This window comes from Micromonospora sp. PLK6-60 (assembly GCF_019890675.1).
Lineage (GTDB): Bacteria > Actinomycetota > Actinomycetes > Mycobacteriales > Micromonosporaceae > Micromonospora.
Window position 1 is genome coordinate 17,431 of record NZ_JAIOAA010000029.1, and the last position, 17,085, is coordinate 34,515.

The 17,085-nt window shown below is 74.5% G+C and carries 13 protein-coding genes and 1 pseudogene; all 14 read left to right on the forward strand.

What is annotated here, in order from left to right; genetic code table 11:
• Positions 1-675: 675 nt before the first annotated feature.
• Entirely contained in the window at positions 676-1,854 is a 1,179-nt protein-coding gene (locus K7640_RS29030) for an ROK family protein (protein WP_222958134.1), read from the forward strand.
• 263 nt (positions 1,855-2,117) lie between these two features.
• Positions 2,118-3,629, forward strand: coding sequence for a sugar ABC transporter ATP-binding protein (locus tag K7640_RS29035; protein ID WP_222958149.1), 1,512 nt, complete (start codon positions 2,118-2,120; stop codon positions 3,627-3,629).
• Complete coding sequence (locus tag K7640_RS29040) at positions 3,626-4,759, forward strand: ABC transporter permease (RefSeq protein ID WP_222958135.1); 1,134 nt, start codon at positions 3,626-3,628, stop codon at positions 4,757-4,759. Before K7640_RS29035 ends, K7640_RS29040 begins: the two co-directional genes overlap by 4 nt.
• A 137-nt stretch (positions 4,760-4,896) precedes the next feature.
• Positions 4,897-5,955, forward strand: a complete 1,059-nt coding sequence (locus tag K7640_RS29045) for a substrate-binding domain-containing protein (RefSeq protein WP_222958136.1) — start codon at positions 4,897-4,899, stop codon at positions 5,953-5,955.
• A 54-nt stretch (positions 5,956-6,009) separates the two neighbouring features.
• On the forward strand, positions 6,010-7,203 hold the full coding sequence (locus K7640_RS29050) for a Gfo/Idh/MocA family protein (RefSeq protein WP_374198139.1): 1,194 nt from the start codon (positions 6,010-6,012) through the stop codon (positions 7,201-7,203).
• A gap of 630 nt (positions 7,204-7,833) precedes the next feature.
• Positions 7,834-8,994: an inositol-3-phosphate synthase gene (locus K7640_RS29055; protein ID WP_222958138.1), complete on the forward strand. Its 1,161-nt coding sequence runs from the start codon at positions 7,834-7,836 to the stop codon at positions 8,992-8,994.
• The gene (locus K7640_RS29060; protein WP_222958139.1) at positions 8,978-9,823 is read left to right on the forward strand and encodes an SCO3242 family prenyltransferase; all 846 of its coding nucleotides are present in this window, start codon (positions 8,978-8,980) and stop codon (positions 9,821-9,823) included. Before K7640_RS29055 ends, K7640_RS29060 begins: the two co-directional genes overlap by 17 nt.
• Positions 9,820-10,815, forward strand: a complete 996-nt coding sequence (locus K7640_RS29065) for a sugar phosphate isomerase/epimerase (RefSeq protein ID WP_222958140.1) — start codon at positions 9,820-9,822, stop codon at positions 10,813-10,815. The genes K7640_RS29060 and K7640_RS29065 overlap by 4 nt, the downstream gene beginning before the upstream one ends.
• Positions 10,816-10,865: 50 nt before the next feature.
• Positions 10,866-11,513 carry an EboA domain-containing protein gene (locus K7640_RS29070; RefSeq protein ID WP_222958141.1) on the forward strand — a complete coding sequence of 216 codons (648 nt, stop codon included), beginning with the start codon at positions 10,866-10,868 and terminating at the stop codon, positions 11,511-11,513.
• Positions 11,513-12,361, forward strand: coding sequence for a TatD family hydrolase (locus tag K7640_RS29075; RefSeq protein ID WP_222958142.1), 849 nt, complete (start codon positions 11,513-11,515; stop codon positions 12,359-12,361). The genes K7640_RS29070 and K7640_RS29075 overlap by 1 nt, the downstream gene beginning before the upstream one ends.
• Positions 12,361-13,569 (forward strand): metabolite traffic protein EboE, encoded by a 1,209-nt coding sequence (gene eboE / locus K7640_RS29080; protein WP_222958143.1) that lies wholly within the window; start codon positions 12,361-12,363, stop codon positions 13,567-13,569. Before K7640_RS29075 ends, eboE begins: the two co-directional genes overlap by 1 nt.
• A complete protein-coding gene (locus K7640_RS29085) occupies positions 13,566-14,960 on the forward strand; it encodes an alkaline phosphatase family protein (protein ID WP_222958144.1) in 1,395 nt (464 codons plus the stop codon). Before eboE ends, K7640_RS29085 begins: the two co-directional genes overlap by 4 nt.
• Positions 14,957-16,024, forward strand: a complete 1,068-nt coding sequence (locus tag K7640_RS29090) for a polyprenyl synthetase family protein (protein ID WP_222958145.1) — start codon at positions 14,957-14,959, stop codon at positions 16,022-16,024. The genes K7640_RS29085 and K7640_RS29090 overlap by 4 nt, the downstream gene beginning before the upstream one ends.
• 28 nt (positions 16,025-16,052) lie before the next feature.
• Positions 16,053-16,820 (forward strand): annotated as a pseudogene (locus tag K7640_RS29095) (ThuA domain-containing protein); the annotation flags it as partial.
• Between the last annotated feature and the right edge of the window lie 265 nt (positions 16,821-17,085).

Genomic DNA, 17,085 nt, shown 5'->3' on the forward strand with positions numbered 1-17,085 from the left:
CCGGGCTCTGCGGGACTTCGTCGGGGTGGGTGCTGCTTGTCCGGTGCCCCGGCTGGTAGCCACTACTTCGGGGAAGTTGTTGCCTGCCCTCGCCGCCGAGGGGACTACTTCCCTGAAGTTGCTGCCCAACCCCGTCTGCCCCGGGCTCGACCCGGCCCGACCTCGCCTGCCCAACCCCGCCTGCCCCGGGCTCGGCCACCTGCCCGGCCCCGGCCCACCTGCCCGGCCCCGGCGCCGGCCCGGCTGCCCGGCCCCGCCTGGAGGGGCCCACCTGGGGCGAGCGGCGAGGGGACGGGACGTGGGCGAGGCGCCCACGTCGACTGTTGCCGCTCGCCCGTGCTGCCGCGCCGAGGAGGCACCTACTTCTGGGAAGTTGTTGCCTCCGCCCGGTCGGATGGGGACTACTTCGGGGAAGTTGTCCCCACCCGTCCCGGCGAGGCGGCGAGGCGGCGAGGCGGGAGGCCGTCCATGAGCAGGGCGGATGGGCGGGGGCGTGGGGGCGCGGCGGGGGCGCCGACCTTTCCTTGATCAACTCTTAGCTTTTGTTCGTTAGTACAAAAGTTGGCGTCGGAACGGTTGAAGCTCTGGACAGGCGGCGCGGAAGCCTTTTACTGTGTCGAGCACAACACATCGACATTGCTTCGATGTGACGAGTTCGATGCGGAGGTGGGTGCGGTGCGTACCGAGGACCCCCTGCACGTACGGCTGTTGCGGCTGCTCCGCGACGAGGGGGCGGTGTCCCGGGCGGAGCTGGGTGACCGCCTGGCCATGCCCCGTCCGCGCCTGCTCGCCGAGCTGGAACGGCTGGTCAGCCTCGGCTACGTGGCCGAGGCGGGGCTCGCGGCCTCCCGGGGCGGGCGTCGCTCGACCCTGGTCGAGCTGAGCCCGCACCTGCGCTTCGCCGCCGTCGACCTGGGCGCCAGCTCGATCGACGTCGAGGTGGTGAACGGGCGGCTGGAGCCGATCGCCGCGTACGCGGAGGCGGCCGACATCCGCTCCGGCCCGAAGGTGATCCTCCAGCGGGTCAACGAGCTGCTGCACAAGGCCAAGGTGGATGGGGCGTACGAGCGCCTCGACGCGGTCGGTGTCGGCGTGCCGGGGCCGGTGAGCTTCCGCGACGGGGTGCCGGTGTCCCCGCCGATCATGCCGGGCTGGGACCGGTTCCCGGTGCGTGAGCTGCTCACCCGGGAGCACGGCTGCCCGGCGGTGGTCGACAACGACGTGAACATCATGGCCATCGGCGAGCGGCACGGCGGGGTGGCGCACTCGGTGGACGACTTCCTCTTCGTGAAGATCGGCACCGGCATCGGCTGCGGCATCTACCTCAGCGGCGACGTCTACCGGGGCACCGACGGGTGCGCCGGCGACATCGGCCACATCCAGGTCGACGCCAACGGCCCGATGTGCTCGTGCGGCAACGTCGGCTGCCTGGAGGCGCTGTTCAGCGGGGGCGCGCTGGCCAAGGAGGCGACCGCCGCCGCCCGCAGCGGCCTCTCCCCGGCGCTGGCCGAACGGCTGGCCGGGCGGGCCGAGCTGACCGCCCTGGACGTCGCCGAGGGCGCCGGTGAGGGCGACGTCACCTGCATCCAGCTCATCCGCGACGGCGGCCGCCGGGTCGGTGGGGTGCTGGCCGGCCTGGTCAGCTTCACCAACCCCTCGATGATCGTGATCGGCGGCGGGTTGGCCCAGCTCGGGCACATCCTGCTGGCCGAGATCCGCAGCGTGGTCTACCGCCGATCGCTGCCCCTGGCCACCGGGAACCTGCCGGTGGTCCTGTCCGAACTCGGTGGCCGGGCCGGCGTCACCGGTGCCGCCGTTCTCGCCAGCGACGTCGCCTTCGGGGAGGCATCATGAGCGCCGCCGACGACCGCGACCCCACCGCCACCGGCCCCACCACGCCGGACCACCGCGGCGAGGCCGCCACCAACGACCACCACGACGACAGGGCCGCCGACCAGCCCACCGCCGGCCGGCACGCGGCCCCGGACCAGGAGGCCGCCGCCGACCGGCAGGTCGCGCCGGAGCACGAGGCCGCCGGCCGGCACGCCGCGGAGCGGGCGCCCGACGGCGGCGCCCGGCCGCTGGTGGAGGCGCCGGCCGACACGGTCGCCGGGGAGGTGGTGCTGCGGCTCACCGACGTGGTCAAGACCTTCCCCGGCGTACGGGCGCTGGACGGGGTGCAGCTGGAGGTGCGGGCCGGCGAGGTGCACTGCCTGCTCGGCCAGAACGGCGCCGGCAAGTCCACCCTGATCAAGGTGCTCGCCGGGGTGCACCGCCCGGACTCGGGCGAGGTGATGTGGCGCGGTGAGCCGGCCGCGTTCGCCAACCCGCAGGCCGCGATGCGCGCCGGGATCGCCACCATCTATCAGGAACTCGACCTGGTGGACGACCTGTCGGTGGCGGAGAACGCCTTCCTCGGTCACGAGCCGCGCCGGCTGGGTTTCGTCCGTCGGGGTCACATGGCCCGCCGGACCCGGGGCATCCTGGCCCGGCTGGGCCACGGGGAGATCCCGCCCGGCCGGCTGGTGCGGCACCTGCCCGCCGCCGGCAAGCAGGTGGTCAGCATGGCCCGCGCGCTGTCGCACGAGGCCCGGCTGATCATCATGGACGAGCCGAGCGCGGTGCTGGCCCACGACGAGGTGGACAACCTCTTCCGGATCATCCGGGAGCTGACCGCGCAGGGCATCGCCGTCATCTACATCTCCCACCGGCTGGAGGAGATCCGCGAGATCGGCGACCGGGTGACCGTACTCAAGGACGGCCGGACCACCGCGGCGAACCTGCCGGCCCGCGACACCCCCACCCGCGACCTGGTGTCCCGGATGACCGGCCGCTCCATCGAGTACGTCTTCCCGGACCGGCCGGTCGACGAGCCGGCGGGCGAGGAACTGCTCACGGTGGACGGGCTGACCCGGGCCGGTGAGTTCGCCGACGTCTCGCTCAACGTCCGGGCCGGGGAGATCGTCGGCATCGCGGGGCTGGTCGGCTCCGGCCGCTCGGAGCTGCTGGAGACGATCTACGGCGCCCGCCGCGCCGAGTCCGGCACGGTCCGGATGGACGGCCGGGCGTTGCGCGCCGGCAGTGTGGGCGCGGCGGTGAAGGCCGGCATGGGGATGGCCCCGGAGGAGCGCAAGAGCCAGGCGCTGCTGCTGGGCGAGCCGATCTACCGCAACGTCACGCTTGCCACCTTCGGCCGGTACTCCCGGCTCGGCTTCACCAACGCCGGGCGGGAACGCGACGAGGCCGGCCGGATCGCCGACAACCTGGAGCTGCGGCCCCGCGACGTCCGCCGCGCGGTCGGCACCCTCTCCGGCGGCAACCAGCAGAAGGTGGTGGTCGGGCGCTGGCTGCTCGGCGACACCCGGCTGCTGCTGCTGGACGAGCCCACCCGGGGCGTGGACGTGGGCGCGCGGGCCGAGCTCTACCAGGTCATCCGGCAGTTGGCCGCGCGGGGCGTCGGGGTGCTGCTGGTCTCCAGCGAGGTGCCCGAGGTGCTCGGCCTGGCCGACCGGGTGCTGGTGATGCGGGAGGGCCGGGTGGTCCGCGAGGCCCCGGCCGACGAACTTGACGAGAACACCGTCCTCGACCTCGTCATGGCGGGGTCCCTGATGGAAGGCGCACCGGCATGACGACCGACAGCACCAAGGCCGCGCCCGACCGGGCGGCGTTGCCGGCCCAGTCGCCGCCGGTGGACCCGGCGCAGACCGAGGCGGCGGCCGGGCACGCCGCCACGGCCAAGGCTCCGAACCGAGGCCGGATCCCGTTCTGGAGCGGCGAGGGCGGCGAGGGCGCCCGGCGCAACCTGGGCCTGCTCGCCACCCTGGTCGTGCTCGTGGTGATCGGCATCGCCACCCGGCCCGACCTGTACGGCAACGCCAGCTGGGTGTGGGGCAACACCCTCACCATCCTCAAGCTCGCCTCGGTGGTCGGCGTGGTCACCGTCGGGATGACCTTCGTGATCATCGGTGGCGGCATCGACCTGTCGGTCGGCGCGATCGTCGCGCTGGCCGGGGTCTGGTGCACCACGGTCGCCACCCAGAGCTACGGCGCCGGCGGCATGATCTTCAGTGCGCTCGTCGTCGGGCTGGCGGTCGGCGTGGTCAACGGCCTGCTCATCTCGTACGGGAAACTGGTGCCGTTCATCGCCACGCTGGCCATGATGGTGGCCGCCCGAGGGCTCGCCGCGGAGATTTCCGACAAGCAGACGCAGGTCTCCGACAACCAGTTCATCAACGGCATCGCCAGCACCAGCCTGCTCGGCATCCCGCTGCTGGTCTACATCCTGGCCGCGGTGGTCATCGCGGGCTGGGTGCTGCTCAACCGGACCACCTTCGGCCGGCGCACGGTCGCCGTCGGCGGCAACGCCGAGGCCGCCCGGCTCGCCGGCATCAACGTACGGCTGCACACCCTGCTGCTCTACGCGCTCTCCGGCCTGTGCTGCGGTATCGCCGCGATCATGCTGACCGCGCAGGCCAACTCCGCCCAGGCGGCGATGGCCAACCTGTACGAGCTGGACGCGATCGCCGCCGCCATCATCGGTGGCACGTTGCTCAGCGGCGGGCGGGGCACCATCGTCGGTTCCCTGCTCGGGGTCATCATCTTCTCCACCATCACCAACCTCTTCGCCATCAACGGCCTCTCCACGGAGGCGCAGAACATGGTCAAGGGCGGCATCATCGTGGCAGCCGTCCTGATCCAGCAGGTGCAATTCGGCAACCTGGGCACCCGCTTCGGCCGCAAGCGGGCCAGCACCGCCTGACGGCGCCCACCGGCGCCGTCCGCCCCACCCCGTCCGTACCCGATCACCACTGCACCGGCGGCCACCTGGACCCATCGACGGTGGCCGAGCCGAACACACCCTTTTCTCCCCCCACCCGTAATTATCAGGAGGTCGACATGACATCCCACGGCCGCGACCTGTCCCGCCGTCGACTGCTCTTCGGCGGGGCGGCGCTCGGCGCCGGCGCCCTGCTCGTCGGCTGCACCAGCAACGAGGAGAAGCCCACCGAGGCGCAGACGAAGGCCGCCGCGAACGAGTCCGGCGGCAACAGTGAGCCGGGCAAGAAGGTGACCATCGGCTTCTCCGCCCCGGCCGCCGACCACGGCTGGATCGCCGCCATCACCAACAACGCCAAGGCGCAGGCCGGGGCGTACTCCGACGTGGAGTTCAAGTCGGTGGAGGCCGGCGCGGACGCGGCGGCCCAGCGGGCGGCGCTGTCCACCCTGCTCTCCCAGAAGCCGGACGTCATCGTCCTGCTGCCGCACGACGGCAAGGAGCTCAACGCGTTCGGCCTGGAGGCGATGAAGGCCGGCATCCCGGTGGTCAACCTGGACCGGGCGTTCCCGGACGCGAAGGCCTACCGGCTCCAGATCAAGGGCGACAACTACGGCATGGGGGTGGCCGCCGCCACCTTCATCGTCGAGCAGCTCAAGGCCAAGGGCGTGAGCAACCCGGTGATCGGCGAGATCGCCGGCATCGACTCGCTGGAGCTGACCCAGGAGCGCTCGAAGGGCTTCGCCGACACCCTCGCCCAGAACGGGCTGAAGGTGGCCAACCGGCGGGCCGCCGAGTTCACCGCCGACTCCGGTCAGCAGGCCGCCACCGGCCTGTTCCAGGCCCTGCCCAAGATCGACGCGATCTGGAACCACGACGACGACCAGGGCATCGGCGTGCTCGCCGCCGTCAACCAGGCCAACCGCAAGGAGTTCTTCATGGTCGGCGGCGCCGGCTCGAAGAAGGCCATGGAGGACATCCAGGCCGACAACACGGTGCTGAAGGCGACGGTCACCTACAGCCCGTCGATGGCCTCCTCGGCCATCTCGCTGGCCCGCCTCATCGGCCAGGGCCGGGGCATGTCCGACCTGGTGGAGCTGCAGGTGCCCAAGGAGATCGTGCTGGCCTCCGAGACGATCACGAAGGAGAACGCGAGCGACTACCTGAAGCTCGGGTTCTGACACACGGTTGGGAGACCTCCCTTGTCCACTGACAACAGACAACTGCGGGTCGGCATGGTCGGCTACGCGTTCATGGGTGCCGCGCACTCGCAGGCGTGGCGCACCGTGAACCGGGTGTACGACCTGCCGGCGCGGGTCCGGATGTCGTCGATCTGCGGCCGGGATCCGCAGAAGGTGGCCGAGGCCGCCGACCGGCTCGGCTGGGACGGCTGGACCACCGACTGGCGGAAGCTGGTGACGTCCGACGAGATCGACGTCGTCGACATCTGCACACCGGGGGACAGCCACGCCGAGATCGCGCTCGCCGCGCTGGCCGCGGGAAAGCACGTGCTCTGCGAGAAGCCGCTGGCCAACACGGTCGACGAGGCTCGGGCGATGGCCGCCGCGGCGGCCACCGCCCGGGGCGCCGGGGTGCGTTCGATGTGCGGGTTCAACTACCGCCGGGTGCCCGCGGTGACCATGATGCGGCAGTTGGTCGCCGCCGGCCGGCTCGGACAGATCCGGCACGTCCGCGCGACGTACCTGCAGGACTGGATCGTGGATCCGCAGTTCCCGCTGGTGTGGCGGTTGCAGAAGGACAAGGCGGGCTCCGGCGCGCTGGGTGACATCGGTGCGCACATCATCGATTTCACCCAGTACGTCACCGGCCAGCGGATCACCGGGGTCAGCGCGATCACCGAGACCTTCGTCAAGGAACGGCCGCTGCCGGGCGGCTCCAGCGGCCTGGCCGCGCACGTCGACGGGCACGGCTCCGCCGACGGGCACGGCCCGGCCACCGGTGCGGTCACCGTCGACGACGCGGCGGTCTTCGTCGCCCGGCTCGACGGCGGCGCGCTGGCCACGTACGAGGCGACCCGGTTCGCCACCGGCCGCAAGAACGCGCTCCGGGTGGAGATCAACGGTTCGCTGGGCAGCGTGGTGTTCGACCTGGAACGGCTGAACGAGCTGGAGTTCCTGGACGGCACCCAGTCCGCCACGGAGCAGGGCTTCACCCGGATCCTGGTGACCGAGCCCGAGCACCCGTACCTGTCGGCGTGGTGGCCGCCGGGCCACATCATCGGCTACGAGCACTCCTTCACCCACCAGATGCGCGACTTCGTCGAGGCGGTCGCCACCGGCGCGGACCCGCAGCCGTCCTTCGAGGACGCGCTTCAGGTCCAGCTGGTGCTGGACGCGGTGGCCCGCTCGGCGGAGCAGGGCTCCAGCTGGACCGTGGTGGACCCCGAGCTCGCCCCGGTGGCCGCCTGAGCCACGGCGGCGCCGGCACCCGCCGGCGCCGCCACCGACCCCCCGGTGCGGGCCTCCGCCGGCACCACCGACCCCCCGGTGCCGGCACCCCCGCCGGCACCACCCACCCCCGGGTGCCGGCACCCCCGCCGGTACCACCGAAGCCCGGTGCCGGTCCGCCGGCATCCCGACCCGCGGTCGCGGCACCCGCCGCGCCGCCCAGTTCGCGACGGTGGCCACCCTTCACCGTCGCCCGACGGCTCCCCGGGTTCGACCGGCGAGGGCCGGCCGCGGTTGCGCCCCGCGGCCGGGACGAGGCCGGACCCGGAGGGCGTGCGACCGGCGCCGACGTGCCCGGTGGCGCACGAAGCAGGACGGTCGTCCGGTGCGGCCGGACCGGGATTCCCCGGCCGCAGCGGACGACCGGACAGGACCGACGCGGGGGAGGCAGGGCCGGACGCCGACCGACCCTGCCTGTCGGCCCCGCCCGCCCCCGGCCGCCCGGAACGCCCGGGCCGGTGCCGCCGACATCGGCGTCGGGCCGCCCACCACGGGCGGGGGCGAGCGGGGCCATCCCGCGTCGACCACGGCTGGTCCGCACCGTCGGCCGGCGAGCACCGCCGGCCACGACGGGCACCGGGAAGGAGCATCATGCGTACGGGTGTCTGGCTGGTGGGAGCGCGCGGCTCGGTCGCGACCACCAGCATCGTCGGGGCGCTCGCCCTGCGGGCCGGCCTGGCCGACCCGACCGGTTGCGTCACCGAGCTGCCCGAGCTGCGGGGCCCCGCCCTGCCGGCCTTCGCCGACCTGGTCTTCGGCGGGCACGACCTGGTGTGCACGCCGCTGACGAAGCGGGCCGAGTCGCTGGCCGACGCGCAGGTGGTGCCGGCGCGGCTGGTCGCCGCGCTGACCGACCGGCTGGCCGCGGTGGAGGACGACCTGCGGCCCGCCCCGACCGGCGGGAGCCAGGCCGACCGGGCCGACACCCTGGTCCGGGAGCTGACCGCCTTCCGGGAGCGGCACGCGCTGGAGCGGCTGGTGGTGGTGAACGTCTCGGCCACCGAGCCGGTCGCCGCGCCGCACCCGGCCCACGCCGACCTCGACGCGCTGCGGGCCGCGCTGGCCGGGCCGGACGAGGTGCTGCCGGCCAGCTCGCTGGCCGCCTACGCGGCGTTCACCGCCGGCGCGGCCTACGTCGACTTCACCCCGTCGACCGGGGCCCGGCTGCCCGCGCTGGCGCAGCTCGCCGCGCGGCACGCCCTGCCCTACGCGGGGCACGACGGCAAGACCGGGGAGACCCTGGTCAAGTCGGTGCTCGCGCCGATGTTCGCGATGCGCAACCTGGCCGTGCGCTCCTGGTCCGGGGTGAACCTGCTCGGCGGTGGCGACGGCGCCACCCTGGCCGAGCCGGCCGCCAACGCGGCCAAGGTGGAGAGCAAGCAGCGGGTGCTCGGCGAGACGCTGGGCTACGTCCCGCAGGGACACACCCGGATCGAGTACGTCGAGGACCTCGGCGACTTCAAGACCGCCTGGGACCTGGTCACCTTCGCCGGGTTCCTCGGCACCCGGATGCGGATGGAGTTCACCTGGCACGGCTGCGACTCGGCGTTGGCCGCGCCGCTGGTGCTGGACCTGGCCCGGCTCACCGCCGCCGCGCACGCCGCCGGCCACAGTGGACCCCTGCCCGAGCTGGCGTTCTTCTTCAAGGACCCGCTGGGCGCGCCCACCCACTCGCTGGCCGAGCAGTGGGCCCGGCTGCGGGACTTCGCCCACCGGCTGCACGCGGGAGGTGCCGATGGGCCGCGTGGCTGACCTCGTGGAGCTGGTCCGCGCGCCGGCCGGGCTGTCGGTGCCCGGGGACGTGGTGGCCGGGGCCGCCGCCGCGGGCACGCTGGGCCGCCGTACGCCCGTCCTGGCCGGCGCCTCGGTGCTGCTCTACTGGGGCGGGATGGCCGCCAACGACTGGGCCGACCGGCGGCTGGACGCGGTCGAGCGGCCGGAGCGGCCGATCCCGAGCGGCCGGATCAGCCCGAGCGAGGCGTTCGGCGTCGCCGCCGGTCTCACCGTCGCCGGGGTGGCGCTGGCCGCCGCCGCGGGTGGCCGTCGGGCGGCCGCCGTCGCGGTGCCGCTGGCCGCCACCGTCTGGGGATACGACCTGGCCGCCAAGAACACCGCGGCCGGCCCGGTGGTGATGGCCGCCTGCCGCGGGCTGGACGTGCTGCTCGGCGCGACCGCCGGCCGGCTGGTCCGGGCGGTGCCGGCGGCGCTCACCGTGGCCGCGCACACCTGGACCGTCACCGAGCTGTCCCGCCGGGAGGTGACCGGGGCGGACCGACGGTTGCCGCGGGCAACCCTGGCCGGCACGGCCCTGGTCGCCGCCGCCGCGGTCGGCCCGCGGCCGGCCGTGGTGCCGGCGGCGCTGGCCGCCGGGTACGCCACCCGCTACGGCGGCGCCCAGACGCGGGTGCTCACCGACCCGTCCCCGGGCGCCGTCCGGGCCGCCGTCGGCGCCGGGATCACCGGCCTGCCCGCGTTGCAGGGCGCGCTGACCGCCCGGGCCGGGGCGCGGGTGCTCGGGCTGGCGGTCGCGGCGGCCGCCCCGCTGGGCCGCCGGCTGGCCCGTCTGGTGTCCCCGACATGACCGCCCCGACCCCGCTGGACCCGACGGAGCTGCGCCTCGGGTACGGCACCAACGGCTTCGCCAACCACCGGCTCGACGACGCCCTCGCGGTGCTGGCCGACCTCGGCTACCGGGGCGTCGCGCTCACCCTGGACCACGACCACCTCGACCCGTTCGCGCCGGGGCTGGCCGCCCGGGTGGCCGCCGTACGCCGCCGGCTGGACGCCCTCGGCCTGGCCGTGGTGATCGAGACCGGGGCCCGCTACCTGCTCGACCCGTGGCACAAGCACGCGCCGACCCTGCTGCACGACGAGCCGGCCCGCCGGATCGAGTTCCTGCGCCGGGCGGTGGCGGTCGGGGCGGACCTGGGCGCCGAGGCGGTCTCCTTCTGGTCCGGCGTACGCCCCGACGGCGTACCGCCGGAGCGGGCCTGGGACCGCCTGGTCACCGGCTGCGACACGGTCTGCGCGGCGGCCACGGCGGCCGGCGTGCCGCTCGGCTTCGAGCCGGAGCCGGGGATGCTGGTGGCCGACATCGCCGACTGGCGCCGGCTGCGCGCCGCCCTCGGCGAACCCTCCGCCTTCGGGCTCACCCTCGACATCGGACACTGCCGGTGCCTGGAGCCCGCGCCGGTGCCCGACTGCGTACGCCAGGTCGGCGCACACCTGGTCAACGTGCAGATCGACGACATGCGCCGGGGTGTGCACGAGCACCTGGAGTTCGGCACCGGTGAGATCGACTTCCCGCCGGTGCTGGCGGCGCTGGCCGAGGTCGGTTACCGGGGGCTGGTCGCCGTGGAACTGCCCCGCCACTCGCACGCCGCCCCGGCCGTCGCCGCGGCGTCGCTGGACTTCCTGCGCGCCGCCGCCCGCTCGGCGTCGGCGCGCCCGGACGACCGTGCGCCGGTCGCACCGCAGACACCCGACCCGGCCGCTTTGCTCTGCTCCAACGGAGGCGACACTTCCGGGCCCGCACTGTCGCCCGGGGGGAAGCAGAGCAAAGGCGGCGACTGACCACACCCGGCGGCCTGGCCACCAGCCACCCGGCTCAGAGGGGAGACGGCATGACACCGGACCGACTGCGCGCCGCGCTGGACGGCGTACCCGATCAGGAGTGGCTGGACACGGCGCTGCGCCGCGTCGCGGCCGACCCCGGCGAGATCCCGCGGTTCTTCGCCGCCGCCGGCCGGCGGTGCGGTCGCGGCCCGCTGCCCGACCCGCCGGGCTGGACCGCCGACGAGGCGGCCCGGGTGCTGCTGCTGACCGCCCTGCGCGCCGAGCACGCGGCGACCGTCACCGCGCTCTACTCCGCCGGCGACGCCGCCGAGAAGCGGGCCGTGCTGCGCGCGCTGCCGCTGCTGCCGGTCGGCCCGGCCGGCGTGCCGCTGCTGCTCGACGCGCTGCGCACCAACGACACCCGGCTGGTCGCCGCCGCCCTCGGCCCCTACGCCCAGCACCTGGACCAGGCCGCCTGGCGGCAGGGGGTGCTCAAGTGCGTCTTCATGGGCGTGCCCCTCGCGGCGGTCGCCGACCTCGACGAACGGGCCGACGGCGAACTGGCCGTCATGCTCGCCGGGCTGGCCGCCGAACGGGCCGCCGCCGGCCGCGCCATGCCCGCCGACGCCACCGCACTGCTCGACCGGCTCGGCGTCCCGGCCGCGCCGACCGGCCGGGCCACCGCACCGGACCAGCTCAGCCCCAGGGAGGCCTGATGCGCATCTTCGACCCGCACATCCACATGACGTCCCGGACCACCGACGACTACCAGCGGATGGCCGCGGCCGGGGTGCGCGCGGTGGTGGAACCGGCGTTCTGGCTCGGCCAGCCGCGGACCAGCCCGGCGAGCTTCACCGACTACTTCGACTCGCTGATCGGCTGGGAGCCGTTCCGCGCCGGGCAGTTCGACGTGCGGCACCACGCCACCATCGCGCTGAACCCGAAGGAGGCCAACGACCCGCGCTGCCGGCCGGTGCTCGACCTGCTGCCCCGCTACCTGGACAAGGACGGCGTGGTCGCGGTCGGCGAGATCGGCTACGACTCGATGACCCCGGAGGAGGACGAGGCGTTCGCCGCGCAGCTCGCCCTCGCCGTCGCGCACGACCTGCCGGCGCTGGTGCACAGCCCGCACCGGGACAAGGCGCGCGGGGTCGAGCGCAGCCTCGCCGTGGTCGCCGAGTCCGGCATCGAACCAGGCCGGGTGGTGCTCGACCACCTCAACGAGGTGACCGTGAAGCTGGTCCGGGACACCGGCTGCTGGCTCGGCTTCTCCATCTATCCGGAGACCAAGATGTCCCCGCCCCGGATGGTGGAGCTGCTCAAGACGTACGGCACCGAGCGGATGCTGGTCAACTCGGCCGCCGACTGGGGGCACTCCGACCCGCTGCTCACCCGGGCCACCGGGGAGGCGATGCTGCTCGCCGGGTTCACCGACGACGACGTCGACCGGGTGCTGTGGCGCAACCCGGTGGAGTTCTACGGCCAGTCCGGGCGGCTGGACCTGACCGGGGTGGACCATCCGGCCACCTTCGCCGGCAACTCGATCCTGCGCGGGGGTGAGTGATGCGGCTCCGGCACGCCGACGGCAGCACCGTCCATCTTGGCTACTGCACGAACGTCCACCCGGCCGAGGACCTGGCCGGCGTGCTCGCCCAGCTCGACACGTACGCCCGGCCGGTGCGCGAGCACCTCGGCGCCGACCTGCTCGGGCTCGGCCTCTGGCTGGCCGCCCCGGTCGCCGCCGAGCTGGCCGCCGACCCGGCGCTGACCCGCCGGCTGCGCCACGAGCTGACCGTGCGCGGCCTGGAGGTGGTCACCCTCAACGGCTTCCCGTACGCGGCGTTCCAGGCGCCGGTGGTCAAGGGCGACGTCTACCACCCGGACTGGACCACCCCGGACCGGCTGGCGTACACCCTGCACCTGGCCCGGGTGCTGGCCGACCTGCTGCCCGACGACGCGGCCCGCGGCTCGGTCTCCACCCTGCCGCTGGCCTGGCGGGACCCGTGGGACCCGGCCCGCGCCGACGCGGCGCGGCACCGGCTGGACCAGCTCGCCGACGGACTGGCCACGGTGGAGCGGGAGACCGGCCGCACCGTCCGGGTCGGCTTCGAACCGGAGCCGGGCTGCGTGGTGGAGTCCACCGCGCAGGCCGCCACCCTGTTGTCCGGGGTGGACGTGAGCCGGTTGGGCATCTGCCTCGACCTGGCCCACCTCGCCTGCGCCTGGGAGGAGCCGGCGGCGGCGCTGGCCCGGCTGCGCGACGCCGGGCTGCCGGTGGTCAAGGTGCAGGTCTCGGCCGCCGTCGAGGCAGCCGACCCGGCCGCCGCCCGGGGCGCGCTGCACCGCTGGGTGGAGCCCCGCTTCCTGCACCAGACCCGCGCCGCCGGGTGCGCCGGCGCCGCCGACCCGGCCGACCCGGCGTACGCCGCCGACGACCTGGACGCGGCGCTGGCCGCGCGGCTGCCCGGGGCCTGGCGGGTGCACTACCACGTGCCGTTGCACGCCCCACCCGAACCACCGCTGACCTCGACCGTGCCGGTGCTGCGGGCGGCCCTGACCGGGCTCTTCGCCGGCCCCGCCGCCGGCTGCGACCACCTGGACGTCGAGACGTACACCTGGGGGGTGCTGCCCGCCGAGCGGCGGCCGCGCACCGACGCCGACCTGGCCGCCGGCATCGCCGCCGAGCTGGCCTTCGCCCGCGACGAGCTGGTCGCCGTCGGCCTGACGCCGACGACCGCCGCCGTGCCGACCGGATCGGGGGTACACCGATGAGCCGCCCACTGGTGGTGCTGAACGTGGTCGGGCTGACCCCCCGGCTGCTGGCCCACATGCCCCGGCTGCGCGCGGTCGCCGACGGCGGTTTCACCGCCGAGCTGGGCACCGTGCTGCCGGCGGTCACCTGCTCGGCGCAGGCCACCTTCCTCACCGGCGAGCCGCCCAGCGGGCACGGCATCGTCGGCAACGGCTGGTACTTCCGCGACCTCGGCGAGGTGCTGCTGTGGCGGCAGCACCACGCGCTGATGGGCGGGGAGAAGGTGTGGCAGGCCGCCCGCCGGCACCGGCCGGACTACACGGTGGCGAACGTCTGCTGGTGGTACGCGATGGGCGCCGACGTCGACTGGACGGTCACCCCGCGCCCGGTCTACCACGCCGACGGGCGCAAGGACCCGGACTGCTACACCGACCCGCCGGAGCTGCACGACGAGCTGACCGGCAAGCTCGGCACCTTCCCGCTGTTCACCTACTGGGGGCCGGGCGCGGGGATCACCTCGTCGCGGTGGATCGCCCGGGCGGCCGAGCAGATCATGGCCGACAAGTCCCCGGACCTGACCCTGGTCTACCTCCCGCACCTGGACTACGACCTGCAACGCTTCGGCCCGTCCGCGCCGCAGGCGGCCGCCGCCGCGGCCGAGCTGGACGGGGTGCTCGGGCCGCTGCTGGACGCCGCGCGGGCCCGGGACGCGACGGTGCTGGTGCTCTCCGAGTACGGCATCACCGAGGTCTCCCGGCCGGTGGACGTCAACCGGCTGCTGCGCGCCGAGGGGCTGCTGCGGGTGCACACCCAGCAGGGCATGGAATACCTCGACCCGTGGACGTCGCGGGCGTTCGCCGTCGCCGACCACCAGGTCGCCCACGTGTACGTGAAGGACCCGGCGGACCTGCCGGCGGTGGCGAAGCTCTGCGCCGCCCTGCCCGGGGTGGCCGAGGTGCTCGACGCCGACGGCAAGGCCCGGTACGGGCTGGACCACGACCGGGCCGGCGACCTGGTGCTGGTGGCCGAGCCGGACGCCTGGTTCACCTACTACTACTGGCTGGACGACGCGCGGGCCCCCGACTTCGCCCGGCTGGTCGAGATCCACCGCAAACCGGGCTACGACCCGGCGGAGCTGTTCTTCGACCCGGCCGCTCCCGGTGCGGCGAAGCGCCGGGCGGCGGTGGCGCTGGCCCGCAAGAAGCTCGGCATGCGCTACCTGATGAGCGCGATCGGGCTGGACGCCGGCGCCCGGGCGGTACGCGGCTCGCACGGGCGGCTGCCGGCCGACCCGGCGGACGGTCCGGTGCTGCTCTGCTCCGACCCGTCCGCGGCCCGGGAGCGGGTGGCGGCGACCGAGGTCAAGGCGCTGCTGCTGGAGCTGTCCGGACTGCCGACGGGCGCGCGGTGACGGTGACCGTCGCCCCGGCGGACGCCGCCCGGCTGCGGGCCCGGTTCGACGCGGAACTCGCCGCGTTCCTCGACCGGCAGGGCCCGGACTGGCCGGACGGCGCGCCCCGGGGCGTGTTCACCGCGCTGTACCGCTTCGTGCTGGCCGGCGGCAAGCGGCTGCGCCCGCTGTTCTGCTACTGGGGCTGGCGGGCCGCCGGTGGCCGGGACGAGACCCCGATCGTGGTGGCCTCGGCGGCGCTGGAGCTGTTCCACGCCTTCGCGCTGATCCACGACGACATCCTCGACGGCAGCGACCGCCGCCGGGGGGAGCCCTCGGTGCACCGGATCTTCGCCGACCTGCACGCCCGCTCGTCCTGGCGCGGCGACCCGGAGGCGTACGGGCGCAACACCGCCCTGCTCTGCGGGGATCTCTGCGCCGCCTGGTCGGACCAGATGTTCCACGACTGCGGCCTGAGCACCGACGACGTGCACCGGGGGTACGCCTGGTTCGCGCTGATGCGCACGGAGGTGATCGCGGGGGAGTACCTCGACCTGGTCTCCGGGGTGGGCGACGGCTCGGTGGCCAGCGCGCTGACGGTGATCCGGATGAAGGCCGCCCGGTACACGGTGACCCGGCCGATGCAGATCGGGGCGGCGCTGGCCGGGGCGGACCCGTCCCTGTTGGACGCCCTGGTCGAGTTCGGCGATCCGCTGGGTGACGCGTTCCAGCTTCGCGACGACGTGCTCGGGGTCTTCGGCGATCCGGCGGTGACCGGCAAGTCCATCCTGGACGACCTGCGGGAGGGCAAGCCGACGGTGATGATGGCGCTGGCCCGGGACGCCGCCGACCGGGCCCAGGCGGCCCGGTTGCGGGAGTTGTTCGGCAACGCCGAGCTGGACGCCGAGGGCGCCGCCGAGCTGCGGAAGATAATCGAGGGGACCGGGGCGCGGGAGCAGATCGAGCAGATGATCCGGGTCCGCGCCGACGCCGCCCAGGCGGCGCTGGACCGCCTGCCGGTGGCGGAGCCGGCGCGGGCCGCTCTGGCGGCGCTGGCCGCGCAGGCGGTGGACCGTACGGCGTGACCGGTGGCAGTCAGGAGTTGACCAGATCATGAGATTCCTCCGTACCCTGCTCGGCACGGCCACGGTGGTGCTCGCCGCGGCCGCCTGCACCGGGCCGGACCGCCCGGAGCCGGCGGCCACCCCCGGCCCGGGCGGGTCCGGCGACGGCGGTTACCAGGTGCTGGTCTTCTCGAAGACGGCCGGCTACCGGCACGACTCGATCCCGGCGGGGATCCAGGCGATCCGGGAGCTGGGCGCGGCGCACGGCTTCGCGGTGACGTCCACCGAGGACGCCGCCGCGTTCACCGGCGACCTGGGCCGGTACGCGGCGGTGGTCTTCCTCAACACCAGCGGCAACGTGCTCGACCCGGCCCAGCGGGCGGCGTTCGAGGCGTACGTCTCCGGCGGCGGCGGGTTCGTCGGGGTGCACGCGGCGGCCGACACCGAGTACGACTGGCCGTTCTACGGCGAGCTGGTCGGCGCCCGGTTCGCCCGGCACCCGGAGGTGCAGCGGGCCACCATCCGGGTGGAGGACCGGGACCACCCGGCCACCGCGCACCTCGGCCCGACCTGGGTCCGCACCGACGAGTGGTACGACTATCGCACCAACGCCCGGGCCACCGCGCACGTGCTGGCCAGCCTGGACGAGTCGTCGTACAGCGGGGCGGGGATGGGTGGTGACCACCCGCACGCCTGGTACCGGGAGTACGCGGGCGGGCGGTCCTTCTACACCGGTGGCGGCCACACCCGGGAGTCGTACGCGGAGCCGGACTTCCGGGCGCACCTGCTCGGCGGCATCCGGTACGCGGCCGACCGGGCCTGACTTTCATCAGGATGAGCGGAAGTTCGCGCCGTCGGGGCAGAAGCCATAGACAAGCGGATCGAGAAGCGTTAATGTCGCCGCCAACGCGAACATGTTTCGTCGAGGTGTCCCGACGGCGCGGTACGCCCTCGACGGATGGTCCGGACGGACCGTGGACGGCCCCGTCCGCGAGCCCGGCACCCCACCCCGCAACGGCATCCGGCGCGACGGCGCGCGCCCCGCCCTGGCAAAGAGTCAGGAAGGGACAGCACGATGTCCA